Origin of the sequence: Okeania sp. SIO3I5 (assembly GCF_010672085.1) — a bacterium.
Taxonomy (GTDB): Bacteria; Cyanobacteriota; Cyanobacteriia; order Cyanobacteriales; family Microcoleaceae; genus Trichodesmium.
This window is the reverse complement of the sequence record NZ_JAAHHT010000070.1, coordinates 21,829-39,490: the sequence shown is the minus strand read 5'-3', so window position 1 is coordinate 39,490 and position 17,662 is coordinate 21,829. Positions and strand designations below refer to the sequence as shown.

Annotated in this window: 12 protein-coding genes; 5 read left to right on the top strand and 7 right to left on the bottom strand. The window is 37.1% G+C overall.

The annotated features are described in order from the left end of the window. Positions 1-436: 436 nt before the first annotated feature. The 4 genes from F6K40_RS17390 to clpS form a co-directional block, all read right to left on the bottom strand. Positions 437-1,870 (bottom strand): hypothetical protein, encoded by a 1,434-nt coding sequence (locus tag F6K40_RS17390; protein ID WP_293137997.1) that lies wholly within the window; start codon positions 1,868-1,870, stop codon positions 437-439. Between the two features lie 162 nt (positions 1,871-2,032). Continuing rightward, on the bottom strand, positions 2,033-3,841 hold the full coding sequence (locus tag F6K40_RS17385) for a hypothetical protein (RefSeq protein WP_293137995.1): 1,809 nt from the start codon (positions 3,839-3,841) through the stop codon (positions 2,033-2,035). 232 nt (positions 3,842-4,073) lie between these two features. Next, on the bottom strand, positions 4,074-4,931 hold the full coding sequence (locus F6K40_RS17380) for a CPBP family intramembrane glutamic endopeptidase (RefSeq protein WP_293137993.1): 858 nt from the start codon (positions 4,929-4,931) through the stop codon (positions 4,074-4,076). Positions 4,932-5,320: 389 nt separating this feature from the next. After that, entirely contained in the window at positions 5,321-5,608 is a 288-nt protein-coding gene (gene clpS, locus F6K40_RS17375) for an ATP-dependent Clp protease adapter ClpS (protein ID WP_293137991.1), read from the bottom strand. A 282-nt stretch (positions 5,609-5,890) separates the two neighbouring features. Here clpS and F6K40_RS17370 point away from each other — a divergent pair, with 282 nt between their 5' ends. After that, a complete protein-coding gene (locus tag F6K40_RS17370; RefSeq protein ID WP_293137989.1) occupies positions 5,891-6,400 on the top strand; it encodes a DUF3172 domain-containing protein in 510 nt (169 codons plus the stop codon). Between the two features lie 581 nt (positions 6,401-6,981). Here F6K40_RS17370 and F6K40_RS17365 read toward each other — a convergent pair. Beyond that, complete coding sequence (locus F6K40_RS17365; RefSeq protein WP_293137987.1) at positions 6,982-8,460, bottom strand: AMIN domain-containing protein; 1,479 nt, start codon at positions 8,458-8,460, stop codon at positions 6,982-6,984. Between the two features lie 152 nt (positions 8,461-8,612). Here F6K40_RS17365 and F6K40_RS17360 point away from each other — a divergent pair, with 152 nt between their 5' ends. Beyond that, positions 8,613-9,200 carry a Uma2 family endonuclease gene (locus F6K40_RS17360; protein ID WP_293137985.1) on the top strand — a complete coding sequence of 196 codons (588 nt, stop codon included), beginning with the start codon at positions 8,613-8,615 and terminating at the stop codon, positions 9,198-9,200. A gap of 903 nt (positions 9,201-10,103) precedes the next feature. After that, complete coding sequence (locus tag F6K40_RS17355) at positions 10,104-11,597, top strand: TldD/PmbA family protein (RefSeq protein ID WP_293137983.1); 1,494 nt, start codon at positions 10,104-10,106, stop codon at positions 11,595-11,597. Positions 11,598-11,810: 213 nt separating this feature from the next. Here F6K40_RS17355 and F6K40_RS17350 read toward each other — a convergent pair whose 3' ends face one another. Then, positions 11,811-12,302: a tellurite resistance TerB family protein gene (locus tag F6K40_RS17350; RefSeq protein WP_293137981.1), complete on the bottom strand. Its 492-nt coding sequence runs from the start codon at positions 12,300-12,302 to the stop codon at positions 11,811-11,813. Between the two features lie 449 nt (positions 12,303-12,751). Here F6K40_RS17350 and F6K40_RS17345 point away from each other — a divergent pair, with 449 nt between their 5' ends. Beyond that, the gene (locus F6K40_RS17345) at positions 12,752-13,396 is read left to right on the top strand and encodes a Uma2 family endonuclease (protein WP_293137979.1); all 645 of its coding nucleotides are present in this window, start codon (positions 12,752-12,754) and stop codon (positions 13,394-13,396) included. 405 nt (positions 13,397-13,801) lie between these two features. Beyond that, positions 13,802-13,963: a hypothetical protein gene (locus tag F6K40_RS17340; protein ID WP_293137977.1), complete on the top strand. Its 162-nt coding sequence runs from the start codon at positions 13,802-13,804 to the stop codon at positions 13,961-13,963. Positions 13,964-14,086: 123 nt separating this feature from the next. Here the strand turns inward: F6K40_RS17340 and F6K40_RS17335 are convergent, their stop codons facing one another. Continuing rightward, the gene (locus F6K40_RS17335; RefSeq protein WP_293137975.1) at positions 14,087-17,629 is read right to left on the bottom strand and encodes a HEAT repeat domain-containing protein; all 3,543 of its coding nucleotides are present in this window, start codon (positions 17,627-17,629) and stop codon (positions 14,087-14,089) included. Positions 17,630-17,662 lie beyond the last annotated feature (33 nt).

Sequence of the window (17,662 nt, the reverse complement as noted above, 5' to 3'; positions counted from 1 at the left end):
TATTTGACTTGCGCGTTTTTCCCAGAGACATCTCCAGGGAAATTTCCCACCCCTCCACCATAAATTTCTCAAATATTTTCTCTTCCTTTTGAGAAAGTACAGCCAAATTTTCCCCAAATTTTCTTTGTAGAAAAAACGGTAGTTTAGAGAAACCTAAACCAAGGAAAAATTTGCCGCCTTTGCCTCAACTCTCGCCAAAAATTATGATTTTTCCCATAATATTTGACTCGTGGATTTTTCCGACAGACATCTCCAGGCAAATTTTCTAGCCCTCCACCATAAATTTCTCAAATATTTTTTCTTCCTTTTGAGAAAGTACAGCCAAATTTTCTCCGAATTTTCTTTGTAGGAAAAAAGGCAGTTTAGAGAAACCTAACTCCAGGGAAAATTCGCCACCTTTGTCATAAGTATCATCATAAATATTTTTTCCAGAAAATTAGCCAACCACAGAATGAAAGACTTCATAAACAAATGCCAATAAATTAAATTTAGCAGAAGATTGTGGGTGATAAAATTTAGTAGATTTATATCCTACATCCTTAAAAATATCCTCATAAGGATTAAGTTTAATAGTCGAAAATTTACCAAATTTTTCATTTTTAGCATAATGCAGCATTGCCATAAATAAAAACAGAGTATCCCTGTCAGAAGTATTAGTATCGGTACCAAATAATCCATGTATAATCTCCCTATTATCTAACACATCTGCTGCATAAATATTAATTGGGGAAGCATAACTAATGACACTATTATAAGAAGACTTCTTTTTGTCAACTGCCTCTAAATTATATAGGTTTAAAAATGCAGCAGCATTTCTAGTAAGAGGTTCAATTTTACTGACATCTTCTACGGAAGCTAGATAGTATGAACATCCTTTATCTTTATTGCCTCGTTTTAAATCAAAAATTCGATAATTCGAGACAAAGACTGGATATATAGTTATGGAATTATTTACTGCCTTCATCTGTTTAATAACATCACTATTCATAAAAAATAATCTCTCTGTATCATCATCTTTTTCTTCATCTGCTAGAGAAAAATTAAACTTATCTTGATAGGGTGTCTTTGAGACATAAAAAATGTGTTTATATCCAGCTTTATCTAACCGACTTACTTGATCTACAACTATACTTGAGGCAAACCTTTTGTGACTAAATTCGGATTTACAAAAAGAGGCAAATGATTTGATTTCAAATAATGTATTTTTCCTTGTTATTGTGTAGACTCTGCCAAATACAATTGATTTTTTTTCGTCTCCTTGATTTTGAGCATCGCACTCGTGACTCGATACAACAATAATTCCTACTTTATCAATTTTAGACTCATTGAGAAAATCTATTTCTTTGTCTAATTGAATTCGACTCGGAAGTTTTGAGTATAGAGATAATAAAGCATTATTTTTTTTGTACTGTTTTTGATTTGCTGACAATTTACTACTTATATCCAAACCTTGCGTGCTGCATAAAATTGATTTTTCTATATCCAGAACTAATTCTAAATCTTTACAGAAAGTAGCAATAAAAGTATCGAAGGAAGTCGAATTTTCTTCACTCGAACTTTGACTTCTGAATAAGGAAATAAAAGTTTTGATTCTCTTCTTGGGATTATTTTTGGTAATTGAAAGTCTTTCAGATAAAACCAAAATTCCCAGGATAACAATAATGCTATAAACTATCTGATAATAAAAACATTCTTTGCGTCTATCTTCAATACTTTGTACTTCTGATTCTAAATTAGTAAATTGTCGCGAACTGTCGTAGGTAATAACTACAGATTTAGGATAGTTTGTCAGAGTTTTTCTTGCTTGTATCTTTTTAATATCGAATTTTTGTTCGCCTGATATGATTTTTTCACCCTCTTCTTTTGTCAAGCTAGGCAGAATTTTTTGTAGTTGTTCTAGCTGTAATTTTTTAATAGGAGTCCAACCTTTACCGAAAAATTTTGGTTTAAAGCCTCCCCTTGGATAGGGGATAATAAATAAAAATTTTCCTTTTAGTCAATCCTCTTCTTTTCAAGGAGAGGTAATTATTAATTATTCATTATTCATTATTAATTGTTGAATTACCCATAGTTTTAATAATTCTGTTCGCTCAACAAACATTACAAGTAAGTGTCGATATTCCCCATCATTAACTAAAGTAAAATTTCCTGTTTCTGCTTCACCTTCTAGTTTGTACCTAATATCATCAATATCTACTTTTACTTGAATATCATACAAATTATTTTCGTCTCTATCTTTGACAAACTTGAGAAATTGCAATGCAGATTTAAAACTAATACCTTCGTTTTTTTGAGATAGTTCATCTGTTAAAAAAGATTGATTGTCTAAAATTTCATTTAGCTCAGATGGATGTTTTAACAACCCCTTTCTCAGACTTAAATATCCATCGATTTGAATAGTCTGCCAAGCTGCATTTTTTTCAGAGCATATATCTTTGATATACCCAACAATTTTATCTAATTTTATTTCTGCCTGTGATTGATTTTTAAGATAATCAGAAAACTTAGTTATAAATTGTATTTGTTCTGCTTCTGTGGTGCTTGCTGATAACCTCTGAAAAATACGCTCTACTACCTTATCTTGTGATTCCTTGGAATCATCAAACTGATAAAATACAAAGCAGTACAGAAATATAATTTTTACCAACTTTCCATAAAAACCTGCTTTTCTCTTATTATCATTTCCACGGTTTTTAATCTCTGACTTATAACCCTCTTCACTCTCAGGATTCAATAATTTACAATTATGCTCAAATACGTTTTTACTATTTGTACGATTTGTTCTACCATTCAATTTAAAATCTATCGCATAAGTAAATTCATGCCACTCTTTAGTTTTATCTAATCCTTCTGCTTGACGAGCTTCAATTTTTACTTTTACAGGTAATAAATCCCATTTATCTCCTCTGCCAAATAAATCTTGTAACTTATAATCATTGCCAAATAAACTAACAGTATGTATATCCCGGCTTAAAAAGTCGTCAAATTCTTTTAAACGATTCAAAAAATCTACTAAAAGTTCATATCCTTCACCTTGTTTTTTGGCATTAGGTATTTTGTCTACAAAAATTTGTAGAAATTCCAGGGAAATATCTGCTCTAATTTTCCCTGTAATTTCTTCCTGAATTAATTTCTTCAGATTATTAATTCTAGAGTCGCCATCTTCAGAAATATCATCATACAAATCATTTAATCTATCAATTTCATCTTCATAACAACTACTGTAAAATCCGTTTTCTCTATTTAGTTCATTATGAATTGCTTCTAACAATTGTTTGTCAAACTCTGTAGGAATTTTTATCCTAATCTTACCTCGGAAATGTTTCTGAGCTGACTCATCAGCTTTAACATTATTTGTGTTGATTCTTTGTAACTTTAATTGTCTTTCTTGCTCAATTGAAAAATTAAAGAAACCATCTTGTTTAACAAATTCTTCTAAGCTGCTGAGAAAATGTGCTTGCCATTTCTGAATAGATTCAGCATTATCTTGATTAATGTCTAATATTTCATCTAATTGTAATTTTAATTCTTGTTGAATTTTCTGAATATATTTTCTAAATAATGATTCATTTGCAAAATTAACAGATGCCGATTTTGTAGATCCTCTTAAAGGTGGTGGAAAATCGTCTGGTTTTTGTTTGGATAGTTCAATAACAGAACCAGTTATGCGCTCTGCTAGTAAAGTTAGTCTGTTATCTTTGTCTAGCAAAAATGCAGATTCTTTTTTTGTCTTTTCATTGCCTCGAAGAATCTGTAAGATTCCTTTTAATATTGGTAAATAGTTGACTCTAGACAGATTATCATCCCTTTCTTCTACTCTTGATTGAGGTGAATAGGCCATTATTTTTTCCTTTTATACTTACAATTATAACAATCCTAAATTATTTTTGAAAAAAACTGTAGGGGTTGGGTTGCCAAATCCCATTTTCCCTTTAGTTTGGAGAGCAAATCCCTACGATCAAATTTTACAACATAAGAGCGAATTGCTAGATATCAAAATATCATCAATATTGCCATAAATTCAAGATTTTATGGGAAATAAGTAGGCAAAAATTTTTACTAAAATTATTTTCTTAATCAGATATTTTATTTCTTATCCACAGAGCGTTCGCTCCTAAAAATAACAACCCCATTACACCCGCCAAAGGATTTCCATCTATTCCTACTAACCACTCTCCAACCTCTTCAGAATATTTGACTAAATTACCCACATTAATAATGTAATATCCCCAAACTAAACCACTATGAATACCCATTGGCAAACCCAATAATTCCTGTTTTTTATCAGTAAATTTATTTAATTTTTTCCTACTACTACGTTTTGCCCAAACAAATATTAAACCCAATAAAACTAGACCCGGAAATTGCAGCCAAGTTCGTAAAATTTCCTCCAAAGGTTTAATAAAATGTAGCACTGCATAAACAATACTACTCATCCATAAAACTACTTTTGGTTGATAATTTCTCTCCAACTCATCTAATAACCAACCCCGAAATAATAACTCTTCAGCAAAACCAATACCTATAGATACTAATAAACCTTCAAGAATAATTTGGGGTAACTGTTCTGAGGGTGACTGCCATACTACCAACCCCAAAAATATTTCTAATATAAACAGACTAAATAGACTAAATAAACCTATTCCTAAACCTTGCAAAAATTCTTGAAAATTACGCCTATTTATTACTAAACCGTAGTGATGTAATAGTTGGGGTTCCCGATAAACCTTCTTTCCCCAAAACCTGACTAAAATAATAAACTCAATGTAGAGTAGAGCGATCGCTAAAATACTTTCATTATTAACATTTTCCACCAAAAGATATATCGGTATTGCCAGTGGTATCCACACCAAAAGTAATGCTAAAATGAAAATTGTTATTCTTGCAGGAGCGGAAAAATTTGCTATTTTAGTGAATATTAAATTAGGCATAAAAACTTGCCGTTAGTAAATCAAACTATGAATTAGGATATTTAGGTTTATAATTAAGATATAAATTAGACGTCTTTCATTAATGGATAATGGATAATTACTTCTGCCTACTCCCTACTCCTTATACCATGTCCGGATAAGAGCGTGATAAAAAAACTTTTTCTTCTTTTTCTTTATAGCTTAAAATTCCCTCTTCTTCCCTTCTGACTCCTGACTCCTTACTCCTTACTCATTACTCATTACTCATTACTCATTACTCCTCCATTTTTATTTATAACTATTCAACCGAACATGATATTTCTCCCTACTCCCTACTTCCTATTTCCATGTAAAAACAAGAAACCGAGTTCCTCAGTCGAGAAACCCGGTTTCTATTGTTATAAATTAAATCACTCATCAGGTTCTATGGTGCTGGTTAGTCCATGATTTTTCAAATTTTCGCAGTAGAACTCAGCCGGTTCTAAAGCGCAGATAATTACCAATGCAATACCATTCGAGTGAGCTTCCATCATTATACTAACAGCTTGAGGTTGAGTTAAACTCGGTACAGTCTTCATCAATACCTGCACTACATACTCCATGCTGTTAAAATCATCGTTATGGAGTAAAACACGATAACGGGGTGCAGTTTTGCGGACTGTGGAAGTGGTAGGTTTTTCTATAGTCTTTACAGACACTATTCTATCCCGCTTACTTAAGCAAACTAATATTAGGTTGATATTTTTATATATATAACATAAAACTTAATATTAAAGTAGGATAGTAGACAAAAAATCTGATTTTTTTGTTATCTGACTTTTTTATTTTGACTTTTGACTTAAAGCCCCTAATTTGAAAGAACTGTGAATTCCCTGCTAAAATTTATAATTATAGGGATTATGTTAGGAAAAACATCAATTGAGCTTTGCCCATGATTAATGGCCTAAAAGCAACTCTAATAACTTAAAAAAAAATTGTATATGAAACGTAGAACTCAAACCACTAGCCAACCATCCAGATTCAATTATGCTACTATGGCAATTTTAGCAGGAGTATTTGTTTTGGGTATTGGCATTGGCATTGCTTTTAGCTCCACTGCTAATTTTACCCCAAGAAACATGGCCTCTAGTGAATTTATAGATCGCAGCTCACCTAACCCCGAAATTTGTGTACAGTTTGGAGCTAGCGCGATGGTAACGAATATGCGCATTTTCTTGACTTTAAACCCTTTTAATGTATACGTATCTCAGCCAAATTTAAAACCAGGATGTGTTATCCGCAGAAGTAACTGGGAAATTCTACAGCAAAGAAAATTAGTCAACAACGATCAAGTGCGTGATTGTAAAAACCGGATGAATACCTTCGGGTATACAGGAAATATTAACGATGAACCAGAGATTGATTGCATTTATCAAAATGACGGCGCTGAAAACCTATTCTTTAAAAATATAGGGCCAGGGTTTACTTCACCTGAAAATAACAATTTCTAACTAAGGGAACAGGGAACAGGGAGTGTGGGGAGTGTGGGGAGTGTGGGAAGTGTGGGAAGTGTGGGGAGTGTGGGGAGTGTGGGAAGTGTGGGAAGTGTGGGAAGACAGAGTAAAGTAGGAGGAATAATTTTTCCTTGATTTTTCTACCCTTGGTCTCCCTAAAATCCTAACTTTTTGGTAGTTTTAGCTGGAAAAGTTGCACTTTTTCGGGATTGAAAAAGGCTATAACCTTTATCTGTAAAGACTTTTAGATTTATTCAGCAGAGCAATAATTAGAATTACCAAAAAATTAGGTCTAAAGCCTCCCCTTTTAAGGAGATGAAAAAGCGGTCGAGGGATGGCGAGGTTTCCTCGCCATATCCAATCGACCAAGAAAAAATCAATTTTTGTGTTTCAAGCCTCTGGGTTTAGCCAGAGGTACTGATAACTGATAACTGAAATGACCGAAAAATTTTGGTTTCAAGCCTCCTCTTTCAAGAGCGTAAAAAAAAGAATCTTCTGCATTTTCAAGCCTCCTGGTTTCCTGCGGAATGCGGAGTAAACAGCAGGAGGTACTGATAACTGATAACTGAAATGACCCCCTAAAAATTGTTGAAATCATAAAATTTGGAGCGGGGTAAATCTTCAAGAACACGAACTTCTACAATATGCTCTGGTTCAATGGTGACGGAACGAGGAGAAGCGAGAAGAACAGTACCAGCTCCAAGGGCTGCTCCTGCTAAGAAACCAAAACCAGATCCAGTTAGGAGTAATAATCCTAATCCCCCACCAGCACTACTACCTATTAAAACCTTTTCATTAACATCAGGGCGTCCTCGGAGCAATTCAGATCGAGCAGCAAAAGGGATAAGACGGCCATTGAAATATATAGCTCTGGCGGTAAATTTACTACCGCGCTTCTTAGTATCAAAACCACCGACTACAGGTGTTTTAGCTGGTACTATAATTCTACCAGATTTATCAGCGATCGCCTTCTCCAACAACAAAACTTCTTGTGTCTCAATACCGCGTGGTAGTGTAATCTTTCCAGTGGGGTAAACTAAAGCTATTATCTCTCCTTCCTCAATTAATATAGAAACATCATCTTCAGATCGCTTTCGCTCCGAAACTCCAGGTAAAGGTTCTCCAAAAGAAATCACATCTACCGATCTTGTAGTGTTATAGTTTGGTTCTTCTAAAGGTTCAGGTTCTGGGGGAGGTGGAATAAAAGTATCTTCAGTTTCTTGAGTTTGAAGTTGCGGCACTTCTCCAATTTCAGAGGGTTCAGTAGGAGACTGTCGATCGCCCAAAGCATCTATTAATGGAGAACTGACATCATCTGGTTTATCAGTAGGAATAACCAGGAATGGAATGGAAGGATCTGCTGAAGGAGGGGGGTTTGGTAGAGGAGATTCATCTTTTGGATCTGTTTCTAGAAAACCTACACGACTTTGCTTTGGTTGAGTAGAAGCTCGATCGTCTTCTTCAACAGTAGATTCCAAATTTTGTACTTCTGTGGTTTGTGTAGTTGTCGTTGCTGGTTCTACAGAATCTATTTCTGATTCTGTGGTTTGTGTTGCTGTTGTTGCTGGTTCTACATAATTTCCATCTAAAGCTCTTGGAACTGCTGGAGTTGAGATTTCTTCCTGATTTACAAGTAGACGCAACTGCCAACTATTTTCTTGCGGTTCGACTTGTTCTAATTTGACTTGTTTATTAGATATAGCTACTTCTGGCGCAAAATCTATAGTAACTTTTGCTTGTGTTGGTTGCTCTTGAGAGAGACTAACTCGACGTACCATCCCTACTGGATATAATTCAGTCACATCTACACTAACTTCGGTATCTGGAATGTAGACAACTAGACGAGTAGATTGGTTTTCAACAGAATAACTAGGAATTTTACCTGCTGGGAGAGTAAATTGAAGTTGGTTATTATCTGGATCAAAAAACCAGTTTGTTAAGAAAGCGGCAAAAACTGGCCTAGGAAAATTAAAACTTATTGCCAGTGTTCCCAATAAACTAATAAATTTTAATTGAGATTTGAATTTTGACAGATTTTTTTGATATTGACTTGCCATAAGTTAACTCCTCACAATGCCACAACTATTGAATTATTGAGCTACAATTTATAATTTACAAAGTTTGTCAAACTGGACTAAATATAGAACATTCTCTAAAATAGTTTAGACAAACTTCAGATTAACATAAGAATGGTAAAAGAGGCAAAGTTATGGAAACATCGACAATTTATTTACCACCCAGATTAGAATTAAAAATTAATCTCACCCAAGAACAATTTTGGCAACTTTGTCAAGAAAATGATGATTTAAGATTTGAAAGAACTGCCACAGGAGAATTAATTATTATGCCACCTACAGGAGGAAATACAAGCGAACGTAATGCCGACTTAAATTATCAACTAAAAGCGTGGAGTCGTCAGAATAATTTGGGTAAAGTATTTGATTCAAATGGAGGTTTTACTTTACCAAATGGAGCCGAACGTTCTCCTGATGCTTCTTGGGTAAAACTTGAACGTTGGGATAGTTTAACTCTTGAAGAACAAGATAAGTTTGCACCTTTATGTCCTGATTTTGTGGTGGAATTAATGTCTCCTAGCGATACTTTGCCCAAAACACGAGAAAAGATGTTGGAGTATATAGCAAATGGTGCATTGTTAGGATGGTTAATTAATCGAAAAAAACGAGAAGTAGAAGTTTATCGCCCTCAGCAAGAAATGGAAATATTGGTAAATTATGAGACGGTTTCTGGAGAGAATGTTTTGCCTGGATTTGTATTAGATTTGGAGACTATTTGGTAATAGGGAGTAGGGGCGATTCGCGAATCGCCCCTACAGGAATAGGGGGAAATAATTGATGTATATAGGGCATGGGATTGATTTGATTTTTGATTATCGGAGATGTCTAATAGTTAGGGAACAAGTAGTGTTTGAGGTGAATACTTATAATTTATACCTAGATTAAAACTTACCCATAAATCTGATTTATTGAGGAAATTTAGGAGTCTAGTAGGGTGCGTTAATGAAATGTAACGCACCGCCTATCCCAAATATTTCTTATACAGAAACCAGGTTTTTCGAGGGAATTTAGGAATTAAAAAAAATAGTAATAAACCCGGTTTATTGTTTGATTTATTGTAGAAATTTAGGAGTCTAGTAGGGTGCGTTAATGAAATGTAACGCACCGCCTATCCCAAATATTTCTTATACAGAAACCGGTTTTTTTAGGAAATTTAGGGATAAAAAAAATAGTAATAAACCCGTTTTCTTGTTTAATTTATCAGGACTTACGCAAAGGCTCTATATATAGTGCTTTGGTGCGTTACTAAGCGCGCTTTTCATGTCCGCTCTTAGCAGAAACACACCCTACCAATAGCGTTCATGCGTAAGTCCTATTTATTGTAGAAATTTAGGAGTCTAGTAGGGTGCGTTAATGAAATGTAACGCACCACCTATCCCAAATATTTCTTATACAGAAACCAGGTTTTTCGAGGAAATTTAGGGATTAAAAAAAACAATATAGCAGTCGAAGCAAAAGTTAGGACATTTATAAATCCTGTTTGCGGAGCATTTCCGCAGGAAAAACCCTTTAATAGTCTCCTGTTCCCTGTTCCCTCTTCCCTGTTCCCTAGCGCTATAGCAATAAACCCGCTTTCTTCTTTGATAGTATACAATATATAAGGCAAAATTAATACTAAGAAAAAAATGGTACAAGCACCAGTAAAAATTCAAACTACAGAATTAGCAACATTAGCAATAGACCTAATTCGTCAGGCAGGATGTGAATATGGGGATATTCGGTTATGTAGTTACCGTTCTCAAAATTTGACAGCTAGCGATCGCTCTCTTAAGCAACTACAAGATAAAGTTAGCTCTGGTTTTGGAGTCCGAGTTTTGCTCAAGGGTGCTTGGGGTTTTGCTGCTAGTCATCGCCAAACACCTGAAGAAATAACTAGAGTTGTTGCCTTAGCAGTGGATATTGCTAAAGGTAGTCGTCTATCTCAAAAAACACCGGTACAGTTAGTACCCGTAGAAACTTACCGCGATACTTACGTTACTCCTATCGAAATTGATCCGTTTACTGTTCCGATTCAGGAAAAGGCGGAACTACTTTTAAGTCTGAATGAGAAATTATTAAGTTATGAACAGCAGGGGATTAAAAAAGCTTTTTCTTTTCTCAGGTTTACCAAAGAAGAGAAAATATTTGCTTCTACAAATGATTCCCTAATTAACCAAACAATTTACCGTAGCTATCCGGCGTTTAGTTGTACAGCTATTGCTAATAATGATGCTCAAAGTCGTAGTTATGAACGACCTCCTTTGAATATTGGATACGAACATATTAACCCTACCAATTTATTCAGTCAAGTAGAGCGAGTTGCCAGCGAAGCAATAGAAAAAGTTCATGCTCCCAAGGGACCCGCTGATATTCGTTCCACTTTAATTTTAAAGCCAACGAATCTATTTTTAACCATTCACGAATCAGTCGGACATCCCACAGAATTAGACCGAGTTTATGGTTATGAGTCTAATTTTGCAGGTACAAGTTTTGCCACTACCGATAAAATGGGTAAACTCCAATATGCTGCCCCCTGGGTTAACTTTAAATGCGATCGCATCCAACCAGGAGGTCGCAGTACGGTAGGATATGATGATGAAGGTGTCAAGTCTCAAGAATGGTATGTAGTTAAGGATGGAGTATTAGTAGATTATCTCACAGACAGGGAAACTGCTCACCGTCTGGGGCGTGGTAGCAGTAATGGTTGTGCTTATGCCGACAGTTGGTCCAGTATACCTATGGTGCGCATTCCCAATTTGGGATTAGAAGCGGGTGCAGATGGTGGGAGTCATACTGCAACTTTAGCAGAAATGATTGCCGATACTGAGGATGGAATTTTAATAGATGGTATTGGTAGTTTTTCTATTGATCAACAACGGCGGAATTTTCAATTTGGTGGGGATGCGTTTTGGCAGGTGAAAAAAGGTAAAGTTGTGGGAATGTTGAAAGATGTGACTTATCATTCTATGACGACTGATTTTTGGAATAGCGTTGATGCTGTCGGACCTGCTGCCGAATGGGAGCAGTGCGGTACTAATATTTGTGGGAAAGGGGAACCGATGCAGTTAGCTCAGATGACTCATGGTTGTGTACCTGTCAGGGTGCGGGATATTTTGATAGGTAGTGGATCTGGTAGTTAATTTCGTAGGTTGGGTTAAGCGACAGCGCAACCCAACATAGACAGCATATTCCACCTAAGTACACCCATCGCGGGCAAGATGCCCGCACTATAAACACTTAATTGTTAATATCTGTACTTCATATACCTGGAATATGCTGTATCTATTAATGTTGGGTTTCCTTAACGTCAACCCAACCTACAAAGCTTTAACTACTTCAATAATTCTGCCTAATTACAAGGTTTCAGTATGAATCAGCGCCTTAAGCATAGTCTCAAGATTTTCTTCCATCTCTACTAATGTATTTAGAGCAATGGTAATATCATCTTCAACTCCCAACAATTTAGCCGCTTTTTTTACAGCTTCTTGCTCTTCTTTTGCGTAATCCTTATCTGCTCGAGACATTTTCATGGCATGATACAGTAATGTTCTTGATGCCGAAAAATTAGGAACATCTCCTTTTACCTTGGGCAAAAGGTCTTCCAACTTAGCATTCTTGTAGTCAAATGTTTTGTATTTTTCTATCACTTCTTCAGGAGCGCCAATCATCCGTTGATGATTTATTAACCAGTTCATCTCTGACTCTGGCACATCTCCATCAGCTCCAGCAATAACGAGCAGTACATACCCAAAGTTAAGATATGCTTCCAAGGGAGCTGAGGAAATACCCTGAGTCCTTTTCAGGTATTCTGAACCTGGTATCATTTGCTCTTCATTTGTCGCCATAATTTGTTTCCTTTTTCTATCTATTCAAAATCAAACCATAAGAACTAGATTAACTTACTTAGGGAAATATTGAAACCTTGTTGAAAATTGTATGGAGCTAGACTAAGTTTTTTGGCTATATTTTTGATGGTTTTGAGAATCTGCGCAGTCTTCAGAAGTTAGAATGGAGGAAAAAAGTTAATTGAGTAGGTTAGGTTAGCGATCGCCTCTAGACTAAATAAATATGTAAGCGAAATGATTGAATTCTGTTGATTTACTGCTATAATCTTAAGAAGAAAGTTATAGCAGATTTCGGGCAAATGACGTACAAGGTGAATGGTGAAAATATTGTAGTGCGGGCATCTTGCCCGCGATGGGTGTACCTCATAACTTCGGAAGCCGCTGTAATTGAGTAGGTTCAACCTACGAAGCTAAATATTTTGTCCTTTAAGTAAATTAGCAAGATGAATATGAACTCTAAAATCACAACAGATGAAACAGAACCCGATATTAGCCATTTAATCATAGAGGATGACACTCCAGTGGATTTTTTTTCGGGAGCACAACAAAGTCTGCTAGCAACCTGTTTATATAGTTCATGGTTGGGTGTAGATGGCAGTCGTCGGTTTTTGGTGTCAGCGAATGTGGGAATATTTTATGATGTCGAACAACCACCTTTAGTACCTGATGTGTTCTTGAGTGTGGGTGTGACAGTACCTGATGACTGGAGCAAAAAAATAAACCGCAGCTATTTTACTTGGAGGGTTGGTAAAGCTCCAGATGTGGTAGTGGAAGTAGTCTCTGACGAAGAGGGGAACGAGTTGGGTAGTAAATTTGAAGATTATGCAAAGATAGGAGTTGAGTATTATGTAGTTTACGATCCTTTCCAAATTTTGGGAGAGTCTGTGCTACGAGTGTATAAGTTGGGGGCGAGCGGTTATGAGCAAATGACGGAAACTTGGTTAGAAAAAGTCGGCTTGGGGGTGACTTTATGGTCAGGAAAATTCTATGGTATGCGGGGTATTTGGTTGCGTTGGTGCGATGTTGAGGGAAATGTGATTCCTACTGGTGATGAACGTGCTGAACAGCTAAGGCAAGAAACGGAGTCTATTTGACAACATATTGAACAGCTAAAGCAGAAATTGGAAAAGGGAACAGGCGATCGCTCTCTATAGTTAATTGAGTAGGTTGGGTTAAGCGACAGCGCAACCCAACATCTATCTAATTATTGTTGGGTTTCCTCCGTCAACCCAACCTACGAAACTTCACATTAGCTTTCGGAACCTACAACTAAATACCACAGCGCATCAATACCTCTGCCGACATATTCTGAATTTTGATGTTGTTGAATCTATTGGACAATAGTTAAAACTTAATTGAGTAGGTTGGGTTAGCGACAGCGTAACCCAACATCTACCTAATTATTGTTGTATTTCCTTTGCTACGCAACGCTTACGCGAACGTCAACCCAACCGACGAAACTTCACATTAGCTTTCGGAACCTACAACTAAATACCACAATGCAACCCAACATATATCTAATTATTGTTGGGTTTCCTCCGTCAACCCAACCTACGAAACTTCACATTAGCTTTCGGAACCTACCACTAAATACCACAGCACATCAATACCTCTACCAACATATTCTGAATCTTGATGTTGTTGAATCTATTGGACAATAGTTAAAACTTAATTGAGTAGGTTGGGTTAGCGACAGCGTAACCCAACATCTACCTAATTATTGTTGTGTTTCCTTTCCTACGCAACGCTTACGCGAACGTCAACCCAACCGACGAAACTTCACATTAGCTCTCCTCACCTACAACCAAATACCACAGCGCATCAACACCTCTGCCGACATATTCTGAATCTTGATGTTGTTGAATCCATTGAACAATAGTGGGGAGGATATTGTCGGATTTTTTGCCTAATTTACCCAAGGCTTCGGCTGCCCTATGACACACAAAATAATCCTTATCTTCAAGTCTTGCCACTAAAGCATTAACTAAAGTTTCTGAACTATTGTTCAATTTGCCTAAAGCTGAAGTTGCGTTTCTACGCACATCAGAATCTTCATCCTGAAGCAGTGCTAGTAGGGCACTGATGACAGTTTCTGAACTATTGCCCAATCTGCCTAGAGCTGTCGCTATCTGCCAACGGGGAGAAGAATTCTCATTCTGAAGCAGTGCTAATAGGGCACTGATGACAGTTTCTGAACTATTACCTAATTTGCCTAAAGCTGAAGCTGCCCAACCTTGCACATCAGAATTTTCATTTTGAAGAAGCCTTAATAAGGTAGTTACTACTGTTTCTGAGCTTTGTCCTAAATAGCTTAAAGCTATAGCTGCTATCCAATGTACATCAGAATCTCCATCCTGAAGCAGTGCTAGTAGAGCAGTTACTACTGTTTCTGAGTTCTTTTGCAATTTGCCCAATTGAGCTAAGGCGGAAGCTGCCCACCCACGCACGCTATAATCTTCATCTCGAAGTCTTGCTAGTAGGGCGCTGACTACTGTTTCTGAAGCATTTCCCAATTGAGCTAGGGCTGAAACTGCCCAGCTACGCACACTATAATCTTCATCCTGAAGCCGTGCTAATAGAGTAGTTACTACTGTTTCTGAACTGTTTCCCAATTTACCTAAGACTATGATTGACCTCCAACGTATATAATAATCATCATCTTGAAGCCGTGTTAGTAAGACATTGACTAAAGCTTCTGAACTCTTACCTACTTTGAAAGCATCAGCGATCGCTCTTTTCCGGACATACAAATTTTCATCTTGGAGTCGTGCTAGCAATATTGCGATTACTTCATCTTCTCCTCCTAATTCTGCTTGATATTGGAATAAGCGCAACTCATCAATTAAATTTGACTGTCCTTTCAACATCTCCAGAGCTTGCACGTCAAAATCAGTTTCATACAGACTACAAAGAATTTCATGTACCTGGTCTCGAACTTTCTCGCCAACCTGCTCCTCACTATTCACCTCCAACTCAACCAACTTCTCCAAAATCTCCTGCACCAACTCACCATCAACACCCCGCAACCCCTTCGGATTTTCCACCAAACAACTACCAGCAAAAAACAAATCCCGATGTAACCACTCCTCATACTCACTACCATTATTCAAAACTGCTCGAATTGCCTTGGCAGCATTTTTCGGCTTTTGTTGCGCTATCAACAACAATAAAACCTCTCGCCAATGAGCATCATGCAAATATTCTCGAATAGCATTCAAAATAATCCCAAAATCAAACTCATTCTCCAACTGATAGTCAATTTCCTCAGCACACAAATATTCCTGAAAAGTCTTATGCACAAAAGCATAACAGTCTTGCCCCTGCTCATTCAACAAACCAGTGCGTTCCCGAATCAAATCTACAAATCTTTCTGCCTCCTCCTTCGACTGATACAACTGCACCTGCTTCAAATCCTTAATCTCCCGACTCAACTGCTCTATCAACTCATCCTTATCTATCAACGTACCACCCTCGCCACTGCCAACATTTCCCTGAGTATGCACCCAATATGCCAACAACTCCATCAACCTCCGCACGTCATCCAAACCCAAATATTGCAACCTTCCATGACTACTCAACTCCTTATTCGCATCCCAAGAAATTAACAACGTTTCCACCGCCTTGTCATAAAGTCGATGTCTTTCTTTCGGCAAAACCGCCTGATACCGATGAATCAAAGCAATAATCGTCAACAACAAAGGATTCCGTGCCAATAATTTAATCCGATCGTTATCATCCAACGCCTTTTGCAAACTCTCCTTCCGCCTTTCTGCCTCCGTTTTATCTTTAAACCGACTGTCATACCAATTATTGATAAACGCCGAAATTTTCTCATCATCAAACGACTGCATTTGATAGTGGGGAAATTCGGCAGTGCGGAAAAAGTCGCGCCGATACCCCGCCGGACGAGATGTAATAATTGCCCGGTTTCTGTCAAACTGCCCTAAAAAATTCTCAATGCGTCTGACAACATCATAACGTTTGCCTTCTTCTGCCACTTCATCCAAACCATCAAGCAATATTAACGCCCTGCCATCTTCCAACCAATGCTCAAAAAATCCCGTCGGTAAAGTTTTGACTGCCATCGTTTTTTCAGCAAAAATCCGAACATATTCCAGAATACTTTTGTCTGGATGTCTTGCCAAGTCGCGCATCCTGATTAAAATTGGCAACCAGTCGGTGTTTGGATCTAAACCTAGATATCCCCCCTGGCCCCCCTTTGAAAGGGGGGAAGAAGATGAAGATTCGGGATTGCGATCGCGCTGCGTAGCATCAGCCTTATCTCTATCATCCACAAAGCTTTCGGCATTATAGCCCCCCTTACGAAGGGGGGTTGGGGGGATTGACTCCTGATGAAAGGGAGAAGAAGATTCGGTATTGGGAGCGCGGAGCGTAGCATCAAGATATCCCCCCTGGCCCCCCTTTGAAAGGGGGGAAACGGAATAGCCCCCCTTTGAAAGGGGGGAAACGGAATAGCCCCCCTTACGAAGGGGGGTTGGGGGGATTGACTCCTGGGTTGGGGGGATCGATGCCAACATCACCGCAAAATAACTCATCAAAGTTGTTTTCCCCGAACCAGGCGCACCCAAGATCACAAATTTACGCGATCGACTTTGAGTCAATAATTCCGAAGCTAAAAATTTTCTACCTGTACTATTGGCCAATAGTTCTCTTTCCAGTTCCCCAGTTCCTCCTAAAAATAAATCCTGTTCCCAACCCCCTCCCGTTGAGATATCTTCTACCACATCTGGCATCACAAAAATATTAGCTAATTTCTCTGATTTTTCCACCTCTTGCCCAGGCACAGAAATGCCAGCAAATTTCACATCATCAAACCAATTAGCTAACTGTTCAAAATAATTTTGTTTAGCAATCTGGAATTTAATATAAGTATCAGTTTGTTGAAAATAAGCATTAACAAAAATTTCTAACCACCGCCGTAGACTTTCTTGATTTAATTGAATATTTTTAGTTTCAGCTTCCTGTTGAAAAATGGCAATCAAAATATCAATATCTGGTTTGCCTTGATTAATCAATGGTTTTTGTAACTCGTTCAAAACAGCAATATTCTGAAAATATTGACTCAGAAATTTGTTAGCTCCATTCCAACCATCTTGTTTGGCAGAATAAAACAAAAATTGTTGAGGAGAGAGTTGTTTTTCCCATTCTTGAACTGCTTTTTCTCCAGATTTAATTGCCTTTTCAATATCAGATTTATTGAGAGATTCAGTGAGACTTTTCCCTCCTTTTTCCCAAGCAGTATCCCACAAAGAATCGGCAATTTTTGATAATCCCCAACCAGCTAATCCGACTATACCTGCTTCCATAATTTTACCTCTGATTAAATCAAATTTCATTAA